Below are 18,862 nucleotides of genomic sequence, written 5' to 3' on the forward strand. Positions count from 1 at the left end.
GAGCACGATCACACAGGATGGGTGACGAAATGGCTAACCGCTGGAGCGCTGTGACCTTCGACTGCGTAGACGTAGCACGCGTAGCCGGATTCTGGAGCGCGCTGCTGGACCGGCCGCCGGGGCCGTCCGAGCCGGGCTGGGTCTACTTGGGCCATCGTGACGACCCGCAGCCGCGTCTGGTCTTCCAGGCGGTCAGCGAACCCAAGCAAGGCAAGGTGCGGCTGCACCTCGACATCGCCGTCGACGACATCGAAGACGGCATCGCCACGGTACTCGCGCTCGGCGGCCGGTTCACCGGCCAACGGCACGACTACGAGGAGGGCGTGGTGGTAGTGATGGCCGACCCGGAAGACCACGAATTCTGTTTGGTTCAGTACTTCTGACCCCTAGCGACCCGCAGTCAAGCCAGCGCACACACTACTGCTACCCATTTCGCGCGAACATTCACCGACATAGGAGCCCAAGTGGAAGCCGACGACGCACGGGGCCTTCGCATAGCTTCGAAATTCGTATGTAGTTACACAGAAATCGCTTTGTCGTCCAAGACACCGTCTATGCGCCCGGACGATCGATGTGTTGGCGCAAACTTAGGCATCATACGGAGCTCGACGCGCACTACTTGCTTGCGAAGCTCTGGCCGCTGGGAATCGGTTCGTAGTCTCGCCAGCCGGGCTGTTGCCTTCACAATCCACCCCGTTGGTGAACTCGCAAGCAGATGATCAATATGCATTCTCTTGAACTCGTTGAAATAGTTCAACAGGACGGTTCGGTCGGAGACTGGAGCCGAGTCTCCGAGAACCTCATCAGTAATGGACGGTAGGTCAAAGTCTCGCAGAAGACGAACAACGACCAGTACGTCGATCATAGAATGCCTGCGGGAATGTCTGACATTGGTCTCAATGATCTCTAGCAGTCTCCGTGCTTGCACACTGTTCGCGATGCGGCCGGACAATAGATCATCCACTAACGAATCTCTAAGATTCCATAGCCTGTTCCTGAACCGGCTATGAAGCCAGTTCGACGTTTGCAGAATGAGCCCAATCGGCAAGAGCCCGAGTGTAATGGCCATGATCGTCAGTAAGAGCGAACTGGCTGTCATGGCTGCACCTGTTCCTCTGTCATGCCGGTCTCCCCACTGCGAGTGCCTGGTTGCGCTCGCCGCTCAAGATCGTCGTTGCGAGCCCGTAGGCGGCTTACTTCTTTCTTTCGGCTGTGGCTGCGTAAGGCAGTCACTCCCCAGCCAATCGAAACCAAAATAGAGACAGCGATGGATATGGTCATACTAGCCGTGAACTGGGTTGTCTTCCCCGCAATTGACTTTGCGATATCGGCCACCACCTGCAGTGGTACCCAACTTGCGAGGATCCATACCGTCACCTTTGTGCCATCGATCACCCGTGAGTATTGCTGATATTTCAGCCGCGCAACTTCGAGATCGCCGTTGCTCTTGGTGGAGGAATCCACTTTTGCCCTCTTGGCCGGCTGGCGCGGGGGCGGGGGTGAGGCGGTCTTGCCAGACTTAGATGACTCAGGCATGAATCGCAGGGTAAGCCTTGTTAACTCACTGTCAACCTATGGATCAACTCGTCCGGATGAATGAGTCTGTTTAATCAACCTCCCGGGGGATCGGTTGGCGGGTTCTTGTGACACAACGATCCTTAGCCGATTCCGCGCATGTCGGCGTTGCGACACAATGCTCCTTATATTGATGTTGCTTTCTATTAAACATGATCGAAGAGCGCCTGGTCTACTAACTTCGCAAATTTCAGTCGTTTAGCTGACGCATGTTTGATCTGGTCACGCACTAAATTGCTGCAGGTGGTGGTGAGGAGGCACGTAATCAAACGGTCCGACCCAGCCTGCACAACCAATGCGCCAACATCAACGATCGGCCCGCCTAGGCACACTCTCATGACGGTCAAGTAACTTCCAGACGAGGCACATTTCGCTGATCGACATGAATATCTCACCACATCTCGTCGATCACTCGCCGTGCAGCCGGTTGTTCGCACTACTCAGCAATACCTAGCATCGTGATCGGCTGTAGTCGCAGCTTTAGCAAACTTGGAGCGTTGGGTGTCCCCACAACCGTCTGAAGATCGTTGGCACTCAAAGAAGTTCTGGGGCGCAGTAGGCGGGATCGCCGCAGTCGCCGCCTTCGCATTAGCGGTATACACATATCTTCACCCGAGAATTGCGGCCGGCCCGACGGACGAAAGCGCACCGACGGCCCCTCCATCGGTCCTGTCGACTTGGCATACACGGATAGACCCGTCGGCCGGCTACAGCGTCGCCGTCCCACCCGACTACGACGCAACGCCCATTAGCACTACACGGGTAATTTGGCAGTCCGCCAGCGGTGTGTTCCTTCGAATCGACGTGACCGACCAGCAGAAAGCAGATCCGCTCGAAGATTGGAAAGAGAAAGCGGCGGCCCGCAAAATCTCCGGCTGCTACATCGGCTACCAAGAAATAGGAATTGCGCCGGTCCGATACTTCAAGAGTGCGGCAGACTGGGAATTCACTCACATCAACAACGGCCGGCGTGACCGAGTCAGGATTCGGGGAGTAATCACATCAACTACCCGAGCGTATGGCATCTGGTGGTCCGCGCCCGAAAGCCAGTGGAATGCGCATCTGCCCGAACTCGAGCTGATCCTTATGTCGTTTGTGCCAGGAGACCATCCATTGCCGCCATTCCAGACATTCGCGTCGTATGATCCGCCCTGCAGCTAACCGACAGGCAGTCGCCTGGTGACATGAGATGGGTGATCCCAGCAAACATCAGGCGAGACGTGCCGGCGAGGGATCTGCTAGCGGCTGCTTGATGAGCAGCATCAGCTGCTGTGTTCGGGGCCGAGTGACTTTTGGAAGACTGCACCGAGGGGTCACGGCTGCATGCTGCGGTAGTGGGTCAGGGCGTCGGCCAGCCTTTGGTAGGCCGCAGGGGTGTACGGCGCGTATTGAAACATGAGGTGTTGTACACCGAGTTGGGCATAGCCGCGTATTGCTGTCGCGATCTCGGACTCCGTACCCATCAAAGGATTGGTTAAAAAGCTTGGCTTCTCTGCCTGAAGGTCTGGAAACCAGACACCGACAAGTGCGGTGATGCCAAGGGTCGCCGGGTCGCGGCCGACGTCGCGGCAGGCGGTTCGGATTCTGGCTATTGGTTCGACCACGGTTTCCGGTTGACCCATGTAGCCGGTGTTCCAGAAGTCGGCATATTGCGCTGTCAGCCTGAGCATTCGCGGGCCTTCACCTCCAACAAGCAGCGGCGGTCCTTGCGGCCGTGGGCCGGGCGGGGTGTTGTCGCAGTCGTGCGCCTGGTAATACTTTCCTCGGAAATCGACGTGCCGCTCACGCAAAAGCGGTCTGAGGATCTGCAGGGCTTCGGTGAGCCTGTCTACACGGCGGTCGAAGGGCAGCCCGAAGGCGTCATACTCCGGCTCGTTCCATCCCGCGCCGATACCCAGAATCAGACGTCCGTGGCTCACCTCGTCGGCGGCCGTTGCCATCTTCGCCAGGATCGCCGGATGGCGGAAGGAGTTGCACAGCACCAGAGTGCCGATCTCCACCCGCCGAGTTGCTTCGGCCAACGCCGCCAGGAGGGTCCAGCATTCCCAGACTCCCCGGGTCGGCTCAGCCGGATGGCGGTAGAGGAGGTGGTCGGCCAGCCAGATGCTGTCAAAGCCGTCCGCTTCCGCCTGCTGCGCTATCGCGCGGATCGAGTCGTAGCTGCGCGTGCGGTTGGTGTCGCGCTCATTGGCTGTTAAGACCATCATTCCGAGTTTCACCGGCGGCACCTCGCGCCAACCGGGAAGCCGATCCGTTTTCCGCTCATGTCGGGCATGCTATGGCGCGCCTCCTGACACCTTGCGTCAGTGGACCTATCCGAACCGGCGCAGGGTCGGGAAGGCGACGTTGTGTATTCCGGCCTTTCAGAACGGTCTCTGTCTTCCCACAAGCCCCACTCAACGAGGAGGAAGCGATGACCGATTCCACCGCCTACCCGGCGACGAAAGAGAAGGTGACTGAGGGCAAGGCGGATTGGCCTACCCCGCCCCACAAGTTCGGCGACGTGATCGCGGTTTGGAACACGATGCCGCGGCCGAAACACGGTCTGATCCTTTACTACACCAGCAACAAGAAGTACGACGGCGACAGCGATTTCGACGCGACGTTCAACTACTGCTACGAGATCACGCTGGGCGGCTGGCGTTACATCGTGCAGGCGCACGTCCACGTGACCTTTGGCGGACCAGGCGAACAGCCGAAGTACAGCTCTGGCCACACCTTTGTGCCAGGTTTCAAGGACCAGATGTTCAAGACACCGGACTGGGTCGTGGCAGGCGCGCCGACGTTCGATCCTGCGACGCACAAGCACGATTGGAGTTCCAACCCGGCCTACCGGGCGACGCTGTTCTCCAACGTGACCGGCTACCGATACCCCACAAAGCTCTAGGAGTGTGTGCGCGCCACCCGGGCCGGCAGTTACGCCGGCCCGGTCAGCTCGGCGAGGTGGGATCGGACGATGTCGGCGTAAGCGGCATCGACCTTGGTGAGGATGGGCAGTGCGTCCTGCCAGGCTTGGGCGGCCTCGGCCTGGCGACCGACGCCCTGCAGGCAGCGCCCGAGCTCGAACATGGTGGCGCCCTGACCCCACTCGTCGCCGATCGTCCGCTGGGTCTCGACCGTGGCGGTCAGGCAGGCGATGGCATCGTCGTGACGCCCGGCGTCGCGGTAAGCCGCGCCGAGCGCGTGCCGGGCCATGGCCTCGCCCCATGGATCCCCGATCGCGCGGCTGAGGGCTGCCGACTGCTCGAGGCGCTCGACGGCGCCGTCGGCATCCTTGCGGCGCATGCAGATGACGCCGAGCCCGGTGAGGGCGATGCCCTCGCTCCAGCGGTCCCCGGTCTCGCGGTAGATGTCCAGCGCCTCGAGGTAGTTGGCCTCGGCGTCGTCGACGTCGCCGCGGTCCAAATGCATGCAGGCCAACGCAACCAGCGCGGTCCCTTCGCCGACGCGGTCGCCGATGGCTCGCCGGATGGCCAGCGCCGAGAGCAGCCGCGGCTGCGACTCCGCGAACCGGGAGCCGTCGGCATAGGCGACGCCGAGGCACGTCAGCGCCCACGCTTCGCCGGAGCGGTCGCCCGCCCGCCGGGCCGCGGCCAGACCGGTCTCGGTGGTGAACGCCCAGTCGTCCCGGTACTTGCGCAGCATGAAGAAACCCCACAGCGCGACCGGCAGCTGCCAGGCGATCGTGTGCTCGCCGGCGGCGACAGCGCTGGTCACCGCGGCGACCAGGTTGGCCCGTTCGGTCTCGCACCAGGCCAGCGCGCCGTCGATGTCGGCGAACGCGGCCGTCCAGTTTGGTTCCTCGGGTGGTTCAAGCGAGATCCGCGGGCGGCGTCGGATCAGCATCCGGTCGGCTGCGTCCGCGCTGTGCAGGTACCAGCCGAGGACCCGGCGGCGGGCGGCGGCCTGGTCAGGCGCTGGCAGTTCACGCACGGACTCGATTGCGTAGAGGCGGACCAGGTCGTGCAGCCGGTACCGGTCGGGCCCGGTCGGCTCGACCAGGTGCCCGCCGGCCAGCGCGTCGAGCAGCGGACGCACGGCGGTTACCTGCGTCCCGGCCAGCGCGGCGGCCGCAAACGTGCTGAACTCCGCCCCGGGATGGAGTCCGAGCAAGGCGAACAACCGTGCCGCCGACTCCGCGAGCGCCCTTAGCGACCAGGAGAACACGCTCCGGACGGTCGCGGTCTCGTCGCCATCGATGGCGAGCGCGTCGAGCCGGCCGTGCTCAGCGGCCAGCGCATTCACGAATTCGCTTACCCCAATGGATGGTTGCGACGCGACTCGTTCGGCGGCCACCCGCAGCGCGAGCGGCAGGCCTCCGCACAACCGGACCAGCTCGCGCAAAGCGGCGCAGTCCTCGTCCACCCGGGCCCGGCCGATCACGGCGGCGAGGATGTCGACCGCCGCCGCCTCGCCGACGACATCGACGGTGACCCGGGCCGCCCCGTCCCGGGCCACGAGTCCGCGCAACCGGTTGCGGCTGGTGACCAGGACCAGGCTGTCGCTCGCACTGGTCAGAAGCGGGCGCACCTGCTGGGCCGAGCGCGCGTTGTCCAGCACCACCAAGAGCCGACGCCCAGCGGTGAGCGTCCGGAACAGGGCCGCCCGCTGATCGGGACCGGCCGGCACATCGTCCGGGCTTACTCCGAGCGCACGCAGGAATTCGGCCAGCGCATCGCCCGCTGAGGTCGGGGGTTCGGGCCCGAATCCGCGTAGGTCGATATATAACTGGCCGTCGGGAAACCGGTCGGCCACATGGTGGGCGAAGCGCACCGCGAGGGCGGTCTTGCCAGCGCCCGGGATGCCGTCGACGAGCGCGAGGCCGCCCCGGCCGCACAGCTCCTCCAGCCGGGCCAGCTCGGTTCGGCGCCCGGCGAACTGCCCGACGCCCCGAGGGAGCTGAGCAGGCCCGCTCCTGCCGCCGGATGCCTGGGGCGGATCAGATGCCTGGGGCACAACGGATGCGGGCGGCCGACGGTCCGCGGTGAGGATCTCGCCGTGGCGTCGCCATACCTCCGGGCCGGGCCCCACCCCGAGCTGGTCGGCCAGCAGAAGGCGCAACCGCTCGTACGTGGCCAGGGCCTCGGCCTGCCGCCCCTGCCGGTGCAGCGCAAGCATGAGCTGGCCCCACATCCGCTCGCGGAGCGGATGCAGGCGCACGCTCTCATTAAGCTCGGTCACCATGCCGTCGTAGTGCCCGAGTGTCAGCCGGAGCTCGTTGAAGTCCTCCTGCAGGGCCAGCCGTTCCTCGGTGAGCGCGGCCGCCTCCCCCGCGAACCGACCCATCAGCGGCGCATCCTCACACGCTTCGCCCCGCCACAGGGCCACCGCCCGGCCGAACAGTTCGGCCGCCTGGTGCAGCTGCCCATGGGCGAGCGCTCGCCGGGCGTCGCGCGCCAAACGGTGGAAGCTCAACAGATCCAGCTCGTCATCGCCGACGATCTCAAGCCGATACGCGTTGCGCGAGGTGCTGATGCCCGCGCTGCCCTCCAGCAATCGTCGCAATCCCCAGATATGGGTACGCAGCGTCGCCCGCGCCCGATCGGGAGCCTCATGTTCCCACAGGGCGCCGACGAGCTCGGTCACGGATATCGGCCGGTTGGCGTGTAACGCCAAGGCGCCCAGCAGCGCCCGTCGTCGAGGTTGGTTGATCTCAAGGAGACGCCCGTCCGCGGTCCGGACCTCGATGGGCCCCAACACGCCGTACCGCACCACTCCTCCCCGGCCTTGAAAGTGATTCATCGTAGCCGATGTAAGCAGCGCGTTTGACAGCGAATTGACAGGCAGCTGACGGCCAACCCGTACGGTCCGCAGCAGGTTGGTCCGAACCTCGGGCCGCGTCTGTTTTGGAGGATAGGTGATGAGCATGTTCGGCAAATCCCGCCATCGGGCCGGTGCCCGGCGTTGGCTCGGGAGGATCCTGGTTCCTGTGGTCGCCGTGTCCGCGTTCACGATGATCACGGCCGGGTCGGCGTTGGCGCAGGGCGGCGGATCGACGTCAAAGCCCTCGGGCTGCTCGACCCGATGGAGCACCAGCCCCTACGGGGCGCAGGCCTATGCCCGCGCCGGAATCTTCTGGGACAACGTCAACGTGACAACGATCAATGTGGTCGCCGGCTGGTCACTGGTGGAGGACATGATTGACTGCGGGCCTGGCGGCTACACAGTGACCGCATACAAAATCAACGTGGTGACCCTGATCCGGGTGGACGGTTTTGGCCTGAACTGCAACATCGGCTCGGCCGGCGGCACCTGCGCTTCAACGGGCACGGCCGTGACATACACCCAAAAGACCAATTGCACGAACGCGTCGAGCTGCGGCCTCTCGCTGGGGTACATGCAGTTCATCGCACCGCCGGGTGGCTATCTGACCTCGGTGAGGCTACAGACGCAGGTGAAGCTGAACAAGAAGGGCGGCACGAACCCGCTGACGTGGACCACCGCCTGGATATAGCGCCAACACTGGATGAGGCGGCCGATCCCCCGTTCGGATCGGCCGCCTCCAGACCATGCGTCAGTTGACGAAATCCACGTATGGACTGCAGATGTTGTAATGCAGAATGCCGATCGCGGTGTAGATGTAGGCACACGACCTTACGTGGTAGCCCGTGAGAGACGAGCTATGGCAAATCCTTGCGGCGGCTGGGTAGGGATAGTTCGTCGCTTTGGTGAATACACCAGAGGCCACCTGGGTCGCCTTATAGTTAATCTCCATGATGAGTCCGTAGTGGTGGATCGACTCGGTCGGCGAGACTTTGAGGCTGAGCCACGCGGTGCAGTTGTTGGATCCATTCTTTCCGTAGACGCAGACATGGACGTTGGGGTTCGCGGTGTTGCATTGGGTTCCGGTCGCAGCCATCGCTGGGGCCTCGGCGACGGTGATTCCGCTTACCATGAGGGCCAACACCACCAGCCCGCGAATGACTCGTCTTACCACGTGTCCTCCCGTGTAGGTTCAACCGATCAGTGCGGCAACCGTAGCTACGATCGATTTCATAGCGATTGACGGCTGATTGATCGCGCCGCAGGCGCGCTGGTTGAACGACTCGGGGTTCACTGACTCCGTTCGCGTCGGTTCAGCGGGTGGAGCAGGTTTCTTGGAATGGTTCGTCGGGTATCGTTGCTATCCACTCCGAGAGGGTGAGGCCTCGGCCGGCTATGGCGCAGGCCCGTTTGATGAGGTTGCTGCGCAGGTTGCGTATCGGATCGAGGTCCCACAGGATCACTGTCTTGGTTTTGCTGCTAGCGGCCAGCGTGCGCCCGTCCGGTGCGAAAGCCACTGACTCCACCCAATCAGGGTGGCCGGTCAGTGGTTCGCCGAGGCGAACGGGCTGGTTGTGGTCGGACACATCCCACAGGATCACGGTCTTGTCCCGGCTGCTGGTGGCCAGGAGATGTTCGTCCAGTGCGAAAGCCACCGACTCAATCCAGTCGGTGTGGCCGGTCAATGGTTCGCCGAGGCGGGCGGGCCGGTCACGGTTGGAAACGTCCCACAAGATGACATCGTTCACGTGGCCGACGGCCAGGGTGCGTCCGTCCGGCGAGAACGCCAATGAACGCACCAACTCCAACCCGTCGATCGACGGATCGCCGAGGCGAACAGGGCGGTCACGGTTGGATACATCCCACAGGACAATATTGTTTGTACCGCCGACGGCCAGCGTGCGTCCGTCCGGCGCGAACGCCATTGCCTCCACCGGGGCGCTGTGGCCGGTCAGTGGTTTGCCGAGGCGCACGGGCCAGCCGTGTTCGGACAGGTCCCACAACATCACTGTCCTATCCAGACGGTTGATGGCCAGGGTGCGTCCGTCCGGCGCGAACGACAGCGAGCTGCCGCTAGTAGGTTCGCCGAGACGAAGAGGCCACCTACGGTCGGACATGTTCCACACGATCACCGTCTTGTCCACACCGCCGGTGGCCATCGTGCGTCCGTCCGGTGCGAAAGCCACCGAGTCCACCCAATCCGGGTGGCCGGTCAGCGGTTCGCCCACGAGAAAAGGCCGATTGCGGTCGGACACGTCCCACACCTTCACCGTGAAGTCCTCGCTTCCGGTGACGAGGGTGCGTCCGTCGGGTGCGAACGCCGCTGCCCGCATCGCGCCGGTCAACGGTTCGCCGAGGCGAACAGGGCGGCTGCGGTCGGACAGGTCCCACAGGATCACTGTCTTGTCTCGGCCCCCGGTGACCAAGGTGCGTCCGTCGGGCGTGAACGCCACCGACTCCACCCAATCGGTATGACCGATCAACGGTTCGCCGAGGCGAACAGCGTGGCTGCGGTCGGAGGTGTCCCACAGGATCACCGTCTTGTCCTGACTGACCGTGGCCAGGAGCCGCCCTCCCGGTGCAAACGCCACCGACTCCACCCGATCGGTATGGCCAGTCAATGGTTCGCCGAGGCGAACAGGGCGGCTGCGGTCGGACACATCCCACAGCATCACTGTTTTGTCCCGGCTCCCGGTGGCTAGCGTGCGTCCGTCCGGTGTGAACGCCACCGACACCACCGCACCGGCATGGCCGGCGCGGCCTTGGTAGCCCTCCGGCGTTTCGCCGAGGCGAACCGGGCGGCTGGGGTCAGTCATCTCCCACAACACGACCGTGAAGAGCCCACGGCCGGTGGCGAGGGTGTGCCCATCGGGAGAGAACGCCAGCGAATCCACCGCGCCGCTCTCCGGTGCACTGACGCGGACAGGCCGCGCGCGGTCGGACACATCCCACACCAAAGTACCGTTGATGCCGCCGATGGCCAGCGTGCGCCCATCTGGCGCGAACGCCACCGCCTGGACCAACCCCGTCCAGCTTGCAGGGGTGGCCAGCCGTGAGCCGAGACGGGCCGGGCGGTCGCGGTCGGACATGTCCCACAGCACCACCTCTCCTTTCAGGCCGCCGGTGGCCAGGGTGCGCCCGTCCGGCGAGAAAGCCACCGCCTCCACCGCGCCGGTCAGCGGTGAGCCGAGGCGGACAGGGTGATCGCGGTCGGATAGATCCCACAGCACTACTTCCTCGTCGAAGCTGCCGGTGGCCAGGGTGCGCCCGTCCGAGGTGATCGCCATAGAGGCCACCGAACCGATGCGATCGATCAAGGTGCTGTTGATGGTGGTGCCCTCGACCACTCGGATCAGATTCGCCTTTGTTTCGCTGTTGTTGCTGATTGCCACCGCGGCCAGGCCAAGCATCGCGGCGCGCCGAGGGTTGCCAAGGGCATCGGCCGCGTCACCGAGTGCCGCAAGCTGGCGCACGGTGGCGATTCTGCGCTGTTCCTCGGCGACCCGTTGCTGCTTGATGGCAGCTTTGGTGTTGTTGACTGCTTCGACACTGGCGACGCCCAACAGGACAGTCAACCCGGCCAGAATCGCGACCGTAGCGCGGATCAGTCGTTGCGTGCGTCGATGCTGCTGAATGTCAGCCGCGAACAGGTCGTCTTTCGGTAAATGATGAAGGGGCGCCGCCAGATCGGCCATCCTGTCACGGAAATACGGCATCCGCGACGACAACTGCTCAACCCGCCTCGCCTCACGCAGATCAATCCACCGCGGCTCCGTGGCGAAAGCGCCATATAGCACCGAAGGCAGGCAGGTGGTCTTCTCGCGGCTGAAATCCCCAGCCCTGTCGTCCCACTCGATGGCGCCGTCGGTCAATGCGATCAACAACCGCTCGCTGCTTCGATGCGCCAGCCAATACTCAACCTCACGCGACACCCACGGTGAGGCCGCTGCCTGTGGTGAGGCCAGCAGAATGAAGAACTCGCTGTCGTCCAGCGCGGCCTCGATCGAATGCCACAACCCTGGATTCGCGGCGAGGCTCGCGTCATCGCGGAACACCCTCAACGCACGCGGCCGGTACCACGGCTTGGCCATCTGCTGTAAAGCCTCCTGCACCGCAGGGGCGAGCTTCCCATCCACCGCCCGGCTATACGACAAGAACGCCGCATACCGCCGTCCGCGCCCGGGGGCGGGATCTGAGCTGTCCGAGGTGTTTCCCGATGTCGCCAAGTTACCCTCCGCTCCTGGCCACAACGGACTGTCCCGATGCCTGTGACATCGACCACGATAATACTGCGTCGAAAGTAGCGGTCAGCCCTTCACCGCTCCCGCGGTGAGCCCTTCGGTCAGGAAGCGTTGTCCGAAGGCGTACATGACCACCACCGGGATGCTTACGAGCAGCGATGCCGCGGCGAGTTGTCCTTGCGGCACAACATCTCCGATGATCATCGACTGCATCCCCACGGGTAGCGTCTTGTACTCGTCCTTGGTAATGAACACGAAGGCGAAGAGGAATTCGTTCCAGGCATTGGTCAGGGTGAACAGCGCGACCGCCAGCAGACCCGGCTTGGCGAGGGGCAACACGATCCGCCCGAACGCCTGGATGCGGGTGCAGCCGTCGACCAGCGCGGCCTCCTCCAGCTCGATGGGGATCGACGAGAAGTATCCGGTCAACAGCCAGGTGGCGAAAGGAAGGGTGAAGGTCGGGTAGGTCACCATCAGCGACCACAACGAGTCGTTGAGCCTCACCCCGATGAGTAGCTGGTAAAGCGGGATGAACAGCAGCGCGCCCGGCATCACGTAGGTCAGTAGCACAGTGACGGTGAAACCCTGCGCCCCGCGGAACCGCAGCCGGGCCAGCGCGTAGCCCGCCAGGGCGGCGCAGACCAGCGCCACCGCGGTAGACGTCCCGGACACCAGCAGCGTGTTGAGGTACCAGCGGCCAAAAGGCTTGGTGGCGAACAGGTCGGTGAATTGCTGGAGGGTCCACGGCGTCGGCCAAAGGTCTTGAGTGTGCATGACGATCTGGCCTTCGGATTTGAACGCCGTGACCGCGATCCAGTAAAGCGGGGCCAGCACGAAGATGAGCAACCCGGCCAGCGCGACACCGGAACCCAGGCGCGACACCAGGGTCGACGTCCGGCGACGGCCCCGGGCCTGCAGCGTCGAGACCACCCGGCCGACCGCCGTCGCCATCAGCAGGATCACCCCGAGGACCACCGCTGCCTTCCAGAAAATGTGCGGCGACACCCAGGCCAGCAGACCGGTGACCGCCGCGGCGACGACCCACGGCAGAGCCTTTCGTGCCGTCCCGGGCAGCCGGGGTGACGATGTGCCGGCATCCTGGCGCAGCAACCGAACCAGGACGAACACCAGCCCGCCGATGACCGGCAGCATCACGAGCGTGACCGCCGCCCCAGCACCGAACTGCAGTTGCAGGATCGCCTTCGAGTAGGCGACCAGCACATACGGCGCAGTCACGTCGCCCGGGCCGCCCTGTGTCAACAACCAGATGAGGTCGAAATTGTTAAATGTCCAGATTGACGACAGGGTCACCGTTACGGTGATCACGTGGCGCAGCCCGGGCAATGTCACATGGGCGAACCGCTGCCACGACGAGGCGCCGTCGACGGTCGCCGCCTCGTACAGGTCTGATGGGATGGCCTTCAAGCCCGCGAGGAACGCGATAGTGAAGAACGGCACCCCTTTCCACACGTTGACAAGGATCACCGACGGCATGGCCAGCGACGCGTCGGAAAGCCAGCCCGCGGGCCAGCTGTCGACCAGGTGCGCACTGGCCAGCAGCGGCCCGATCCCCGATTCGGTGAGCAGCATGTTGACACTGCCGAAGATCGGGTCGAGCAGCGAGCGCCAGCTGAACGCCGTCACCACGGTTGGCACCACCCACGGCACCAGGAGCAGCCCGGCCAGCACGGCCCGCCCACGACGCCGATGGTGCAGCAGCAGGGCCGCGCACAGCCCCAGCACCACCTTGAACACCTCGGCATAGGCGGTGAAGACGAAGGAGTTCTCCACGCCGGTACGGAATTGCTCGTCACCGATGAGGGCGATGTAGTTGTCCAGTCCGACGAATACGCTGTCCTGCCCGTGCCGTTCCGTCGTACTGGTGATGACCGACCGGGCGATCGGCACGAGCACCAGCACGCCCACCAACACCGCGGCAGGCGCCAGAAACAGTGTCGCCAACCGCCAGTCACGACCGAGCCGACGCTGGGTCGCCGTAAGGGAACCAGGCCCCGGCCGGGGCGATGCCCCGATCGCCGGGGCCGGCGCTGGACGGACCGACGTCACTGCGGCAGCCCCTGCTGGGTAAAGATCTGCACCATCTTCGCGTGAGCAGCCTGCACCGCCTTCGCGGGCGCTGTTCCCTGGACGACCTGCTGCATCATGTCGGTGAGGACGTAAGCCCCGACAGCGGCTTGCTGGCCCGCGCTGGCCTTCTGCGGGAAGGCCAAGCCATTCTTCGTGGTCAGCGGCAACGACTGTTGGGTGATCTTGCGCATGATGGGGAACGCCGGGTCGCCGCTGCTGAAGTACGGGTCGGCGTCCCAGACCTTCTCCCAGGCGGGCAGCGCCAGGCCGGGCGCCTCCTTCGCCACCCCGAGCAGCGCGGGCGCACTGATCAGATACTGCGCCAGGAGCTTTGCCAGCGCGGCGTTCTTGGCGCCCTTGAAGACGACGAAACCCTGGGACTGGCCGAGCAGCAAGGGTTTGTCGGTCGCGGGCCCGATGCAGTCGGCGAAGACGTGGGTGTTGCCGTAGACCGGGTTCTTCTTGGTCTTGGAGTCCGCGTAGACGCTGAATTGGTTACGGGTGTAACCGAGGACCCCGGCGAGCCAGTTTTCGTTGTTGCTGGAATCGGTCCAGGCGGCCACTCCCGGCGGCAACATCGGCTTGTACTTGGGGTTGGTATAGATGTCGCCCAGGAAGGTCACCGCCTGCACCGTTTCGGGGGAATCGAACGTGACCTTCCTGCCATCGTTGGAGGCGATTGACCCGCCATAGGCATTTATCAGTGCTTCGATCATGCCGTTGGCGTCGCCGGACCGGTTCACGGTCATGCCCCAGCCGAACCGGCGGTTGGCCGGATCGGAGATCGCCAGGCACATATCCCTAAGCTCCTCCCAGGTGTAGACGTCCTTGGGGGCAATGCCTTTCTCCTGCATCCAGTCCTTGCGCAGGAACGATCCAATCCCGATGAAGTGGTACGGGATGGCGAACCATTTGCCGTTGAAGACGCAGAAGTTTTTTGACTCCGCGGTGGGCTGGCCGTACTTGACCGACAGCGCGGTGACGACGTCCGTCACGTCCTCCAGGTCTCCCAGCGCCTGGAATTGCGCGACAAACCGTGAGTCGGTCATGAACGCCAGATCACGCGCCACGCCGCCCTTCACCTCAGCGTCGATCTTGGCCACCACATCACCGGCGTCGGCCTGGACCAGACTGTTCTCAATCTTCGTGCCGGTCGCGTCGGCGAACTTCTTGATCGAGGCATCGAGCGCCGCGTTCGCCGCCTCCGAGTAAAGCTTCTGCGACAGCACTCCCATCGAGGAGCCCTTCAATGACGCCGCGGCGTCGAGCAGCTCCTTGGGAACCTCGGCCTGCACCTGCGGGGTCGGTGGCGAGCTGTCCCCGCACGCGGCCAGACCGGCCGCGCCGAGCACCCCCACCCCCGTCCTCAGAAGTTCGCGCCGGGACCACAACGGGGTTTCCTCCATGACCATTCGCCCTCCTCCGTGTTGCTCGTGCTTCCGGAAGTTTTTCGATACTTGGTATGGCCCCCACGTCGCCCGCGTCGCACGTCGCATGACAGCGTCAGGCCGCAAGGTTCGTCTTCGCGAAGCCTGCTCCCCGAACTTCCGGGCCATGCCTCCTAAAGTTTCGAGCAAATCCCGATAGTTTCGCGTGATGCGCACGCTACGACGACAGAGGGGGATCGGTCAATATGTCGAGCACGTTAACCGAACGCTTGGCAGGGATCGTCAGTCCACAAAGGACACAGTGAGGCGTCGCCGTCAGGTGTTCTCGCGCGTCGGATCGGGCCCCAACCCCCACGGGGGTGCCAACTGCCCCAGGGCCGGGCGGCCGAAGTGCCATCCCTGGCCGGTGTCGCAGCCCATGTCGCGCAGCCGGGATGCCTGGTGCGCGGTTTCCACTCCCTCGGCCGTGACCGAGAGCCCGAGCCCGTGCGCGAGGCCGATCACGGTGGCCACCACCCGCTCCTTGGCCGGGTCGGAGCCGCGATGACCCCGAAGTCCCTCCACAAACGACTGTGCCAGCTTCAGCGTGTGGACGGGCAGGTTGCACAGGTAAGCGAGGTTCGAGTAGCCGGTGCCGAAGTCGTCGATGGCGATGCGCACCCCCATCGCCGATAGCGCCGTCAGATTCGCCAACGGCTCACCGGCGGCGGCCATGAAGGCGCTCTCGGTGAGTTCCAGGTGCAACTGGGTCGGATCAAGTCCGGTTTCCCGCAGGACTCGCGCCGTATCCCTGACCAGAGCCGAGCTCTGGACCTGCCGGACGGCCACGTTGACGCTGACGAACGGAGTGGGGCCGGTCTGGATGGCCTGCCATTCGCGGGTCTGCCGGCAGGCCTCTTCAAGCACCCACAGGCCAAGCGGCACGATCAGCCCAGTTTCCTCGGCCACGTCGATGAACCGGCTCGGGGGCAGCAGACCGAACTCCGGATGACGCCACCGGACCAGCGCCTCCACGCCCTGGGTCGATCCATCGCTGAGCCGCACCAGAGGCTGGTACTCGAGGAAGAACTCGCTGCGGCGCAGAGCCGCCGGCATCGTCGCCGCGATGGTCCGCTTCGCCAGCTCGTGCACGTGCCGGTCAGGGTCGAACAACATCCGCCGGCCCTTGCCGGCCGCCTTCGCCCACGACAGCGTCGTGTCCGCCGCCTTGAACATGTCAGCGATGCTGGTCTCCTTGATCGCCTGCTCTACCACGCCGACGCTGGCCGAGATCACCAGCTCGTGACCGTCGATGGAGAACGGCGCGCTGAGCGCGGCCAGTGCCGCATCGGCTATCCCGGCGACTTCGTCGGTGCTCGTCGTGTCGTCGACAACGACCACGAACTCATCGCCACCCATCCGGCCGACCAGATGCTCGGGCTGGACGACGCTGCGTTGGATCCGCTCCGACACCGCCACCAGCAGCCGGTCGCCGACATCGTGTCCGAGCGAGTCGTTGATGACCTTGAAACCGTCCAAGTCGAGATAGCACAGCCCGACCCGGCCGTGTTCGCGCTCGCCGTCGAAGATGGCGCCCACCCGGTCGAACACGTAGCGCCGATTGGGAAGGCCTGTCAACGGATCGTGCAGCGCCTGATGCTGGAGCCGGGCGTGCAGAAGCTTGCGCTCCGAGATGTCCTGCATGATCGAGACCATGTACTGGGCGCGCCCTTCGGCGTCGCGCAGCAAAGACGTCGTCATATCGGTGCACACGGAGCCGCCGTCGCGCAGCGGAAAGTACTTCTCGCGCCGTGAGTGATCCTTTGCGCCACGGGCGATAGCCGCGAACGACTCCCAGGTGTCCGGGGGATCGTCGGGATGTACGAATTGACGTACGTTCATCTTGCTGAGTTCTTCGACCGTGTATCCCAACAGGTCGGCCATGGCCTTGTTGACCACAATGATCTGACCGGTGGTGTCGCAGATGCCCATGGCCACCGCCGCCCCGAAGAACAGCGCACGAAACCGAGCCTCGGCCTGAGCCGGCAACTCCTCCGCTGGCCTGTCGATGGCGAGGGACCCCCTGGCGACGACGCGAACATGGCGCTTGCCACGCGCTAGCGAGCATACGGCAGCGGCAGCGAGCCAGACATCGACCGCGGAGTTGGTCATGATGCCGCCATCACGGCGGCGTGGACGGGTTCTACAGCGTCGGCCTGAGGGCCGTGGCATCGATGGGCCCAAGGCGAAGCGTATTGGAGACCAGAGAGGCAAATCGCGCCGGGCTCGGCACGAAGTCACCGTCTTCTCTGTAGTTGGGCGGATTCTCGTGGTGAAGATCCCACTGGCGCTGCGCATATTCGCGGTTTCCGGTGTCGTTGAAAGACCATACGGCGATCTCATGCGAGACGATGCTTGAGCGGACGTTGAACTCGATTTGCCCCCGGCCCTTACGACAAGCAATCTTGTTGTCTCTGATGGTGTAGAGCTTCTCTTTCTCGACGACCCCGTCTCGGACGATGTCCTTTCCGTCGGGTTGACGATCGACCAGCCATAGGTGCCCCAGGCAAAGCCCGCTGTTCGTCCGGTTGATTCTGTATAGGATCTTGACTGGAATGTCTTGAACGGGTGCGCCTGGGTAAGGAGCTGCCTCAGCTGACAGCGTGATCGCAGGCCCATATGCGTCGCGATCGTATTGGTAGACAAAGGCTGCGAGCGCTCCGGCCGCGAAGATCGTCAAGGCTGTTGCGGCAGCGAACGCGGCCCTCCATATCCTTGTTCGCCTGCTGGGACGAACCACCAGGAGCACGATGGTAAGGAATATGCCGAACCCGGTGCCGTAAGCCATCCAAAGCCGCGTGGCCGGTTCCTCGATGAAGGGCGCAAACGTTGCTAACAACGCGGAGGTGAAGGTGACGGGTGCGGTGGTGAGTGGCAGCACTGCCCTTATTCGATCGCCGGGCTTCGGCGTGTTCTCATCTGCTGGCGCGTGATCGTCCACCCTGCAATTCTCGGCGAATTGATCTACATGCGGCTATGGGCTGTTCGGGGTGCGCTTTTGGCAGCGAGGGTTCGTTGCCAACATCCGATTGTCAACATAGGTGGGCTACTTGGTCGATTCTATCGACGAACTGGACAGAGATGGACTCTGAGCTTTGGTTTGTGTTGGTTGACAATGCCACGATGGCGACAGCCAAATCCAAACAAAATCGTGAGTCGCAGTCTCATTGGGAGGCACAAATGATGACTCGAGGCGTGCACATCGGTCGGCTAGCAGTGGTTGTCGTACTGCTCCTGGCCGGATGCAGCGTGGATAAAGACAGGGACCCTCCTCCGCCTGAGCCCCCGCAGACCACAGTGGCGACAACGCCGACACAAATTTCACCAGTAACTGCGTCACCACAGAATCCCACGACGGCTACCCCTGTCGTGTCTTGCGGTGCCGGCGAAGCCGTCAACGTCAGTGCGCCGGGAGGCGGAAATCTCAAATTTCCCGCGCACGTGCGCATTTGCCAGACCGCGCCCTCAGGCACCGTGTATTGGCTGGTGGCAGAGCCATTGGACGGCAGCAAGCCGCGCGGCGACATTTACCCAAAGGCGAAAGTCGACAGCGCAAGAACTGAAACCGCCTCATATACCGTGATACTTGGAGACGGGACAACCCGTCCGTCCAGCCGCCTGATCTACGTGATGGAGATACCGGCCACGTCCGACGCCAAGTTTGAGGCCCTGAGGGCTGGCAACAAGTCGATTGCCAAGAGTCAGCTCTCGGCCGATTTCCGGACGGTTTCCAATCAATACAAGTCAGATTTCAGTTAGAGCTCCAGC

At 63.8% G+C, this 18,862-nt stretch carries 14 protein-coding genes; 5 read left to right on the top strand and 9 right to left on the bottom strand.

Features of this window, described 5'->3' with window-relative positions:
• The first annotated feature begins 29 nt into the window (after window positions 1-29).
• Window positions 30-383 (top strand): VOC family protein, encoded by a 354-nt coding sequence (locus Rhe02_RS26135; RefSeq protein WP_203911000.1) that lies wholly within the window; start codon window positions 30-32, stop codon window positions 381-383.
• Window positions 384-1,095: 712 nt separating this feature from the next.
• Here Rhe02_RS26135 and Rhe02_RS26140 read toward each other — a convergent pair.
• Window positions 1,096-1,536: a hypothetical protein gene (locus tag Rhe02_RS26140; protein WP_203911001.1), complete on the bottom strand. Its 441-nt coding sequence runs from the start codon at window positions 1,534-1,536 to the stop codon at window positions 1,096-1,098.
• A gap of 540 nt (window positions 1,537-2,076) precedes the next feature.
• Here Rhe02_RS26140 and Rhe02_RS51170 point away from each other — a divergent pair.
• Complete coding sequence (locus Rhe02_RS51170) at window positions 2,077-2,736, top strand: serine/threonine kinase C-terminal domain-containing protein (RefSeq protein WP_505973679.1); 660 nt, start codon at window positions 2,077-2,079, stop codon at window positions 2,734-2,736.
• 152 nt (window positions 2,737-2,888) lie between these two features.
• On the opposite strand, the gene Rhe02_RS26150 is transcribed toward Rhe02_RS51170, so the two are convergent.
• Window positions 2,889-3,803, bottom strand: a complete 915-nt coding sequence (locus Rhe02_RS26150) for an LLM class flavin-dependent oxidoreductase (protein WP_203911003.1) — start codon at window positions 3,801-3,803, stop codon at window positions 2,889-2,891.
• Window positions 3,804-3,988: 185 nt separating this feature from the next.
• Here Rhe02_RS26150 and Rhe02_RS26155 point away from each other — a divergent pair, with 185 nt between their 5' ends.
• Window positions 3,989-4,462, top strand: a complete 474-nt coding sequence (locus Rhe02_RS26155; protein WP_203911004.1) for a hypothetical protein — start codon at window positions 3,989-3,991, stop codon at window positions 4,460-4,462.
• Window positions 4,463-4,491: 29 nt separating this feature from the next.
• On the opposite strand, the gene Rhe02_RS26160 is transcribed toward Rhe02_RS26155, so the two are convergent.
• The gene (locus Rhe02_RS26160) at window positions 4,492-7,317 is read right to left on the bottom strand and encodes an AfsR/SARP family transcriptional regulator (RefSeq protein WP_203911005.1); all 2,826 of its coding nucleotides are present in this window, start codon (window positions 7,315-7,317) and stop codon (window positions 4,492-4,494) included.
• A 124-nt stretch (window positions 7,318-7,441) separates the two neighbouring features.
• On the opposite strand from Rhe02_RS26160, the gene Rhe02_RS26165 reads away from it, so the two are divergent.
• Window positions 7,442-8,029, top strand: a complete 588-nt coding sequence (locus tag Rhe02_RS26165) for a hypothetical protein (RefSeq protein WP_203911006.1) — start codon at window positions 7,442-7,444, stop codon at window positions 8,027-8,029.
• A 60-nt stretch (window positions 8,030-8,089) separates the two neighbouring features.
• Here the strand turns inward: Rhe02_RS26165 and Rhe02_RS26170 are convergent, their stop codons facing one another.
• The 6 genes from Rhe02_RS26170 to Rhe02_RS26195 form a co-directional block, all read right to left on the bottom strand.
• Entirely contained in the window at window positions 8,090-8,512 is a 423-nt protein-coding gene (locus tag Rhe02_RS26170) for a hypothetical protein (protein WP_203911007.1), read from the bottom strand.
• A gap of 139 nt (window positions 8,513-8,651) precedes the next feature.
• The gene (locus Rhe02_RS26175; protein WP_308442018.1) at window positions 8,652-11,588 is read right to left on the bottom strand and encodes a TIR domain-containing protein; all 2,937 of its coding nucleotides are present in this window, start codon (window positions 11,586-11,588) and stop codon (window positions 8,652-8,654) included.
• Between the two features lie 57 nt (window positions 11,589-11,645).
• Window positions 11,646-13,541 (bottom strand): ABC transporter permease, encoded by a 1,896-nt coding sequence (locus tag Rhe02_RS26180; protein ID WP_239124061.1) that lies wholly within the window; start codon window positions 13,539-13,541, stop codon window positions 11,646-11,648.
• 101 nt (window positions 13,542-13,642) lie between these two features.
• Complete coding sequence (locus Rhe02_RS26185) at window positions 13,643-15,079, bottom strand: extracellular solute-binding protein (protein ID WP_239124062.1); 1,437 nt, start codon at window positions 15,077-15,079, stop codon at window positions 13,643-13,645.
• Window positions 15,080-15,370: 291 nt separating this feature from the next.
• Entirely contained in the window at window positions 15,371-17,206 is a 1,836-nt protein-coding gene (locus tag Rhe02_RS26190) for a putative bifunctional diguanylate cyclase/phosphodiesterase (RefSeq protein WP_203911010.1), read from the bottom strand.
• A 31-nt stretch (window positions 17,207-17,237) separates the two neighbouring features.
• Window positions 17,238-18,035 carry a hypothetical protein gene (locus Rhe02_RS26195; protein WP_203911011.1) on the bottom strand — a complete coding sequence of 266 codons (798 nt, stop codon included), beginning with the start codon at window positions 18,033-18,035 and terminating at the stop codon, window positions 17,238-17,240.
• Window positions 18,036-18,217: 182 nt separating this feature from the next.
• On the opposite strand from Rhe02_RS26195, the gene Rhe02_RS26200 reads away from it, so the two are divergent.
• Entirely contained in the window at window positions 18,218-18,853 is a 636-nt protein-coding gene (locus Rhe02_RS26200; protein ID WP_203911012.1) for a hypothetical protein, read from the top strand.
• The last annotated feature ends 9 nt before the right edge of the window (window positions 18,854-18,862 follow it).

The sequence above is a fragment of the Rhizocola hellebori genome (assembly GCF_016862955.1).
Lineage (GTDB): Bacteria > Actinomycetota > Actinomycetes > Mycobacteriales > Micromonosporaceae > Rhizocola > Rhizocola hellebori.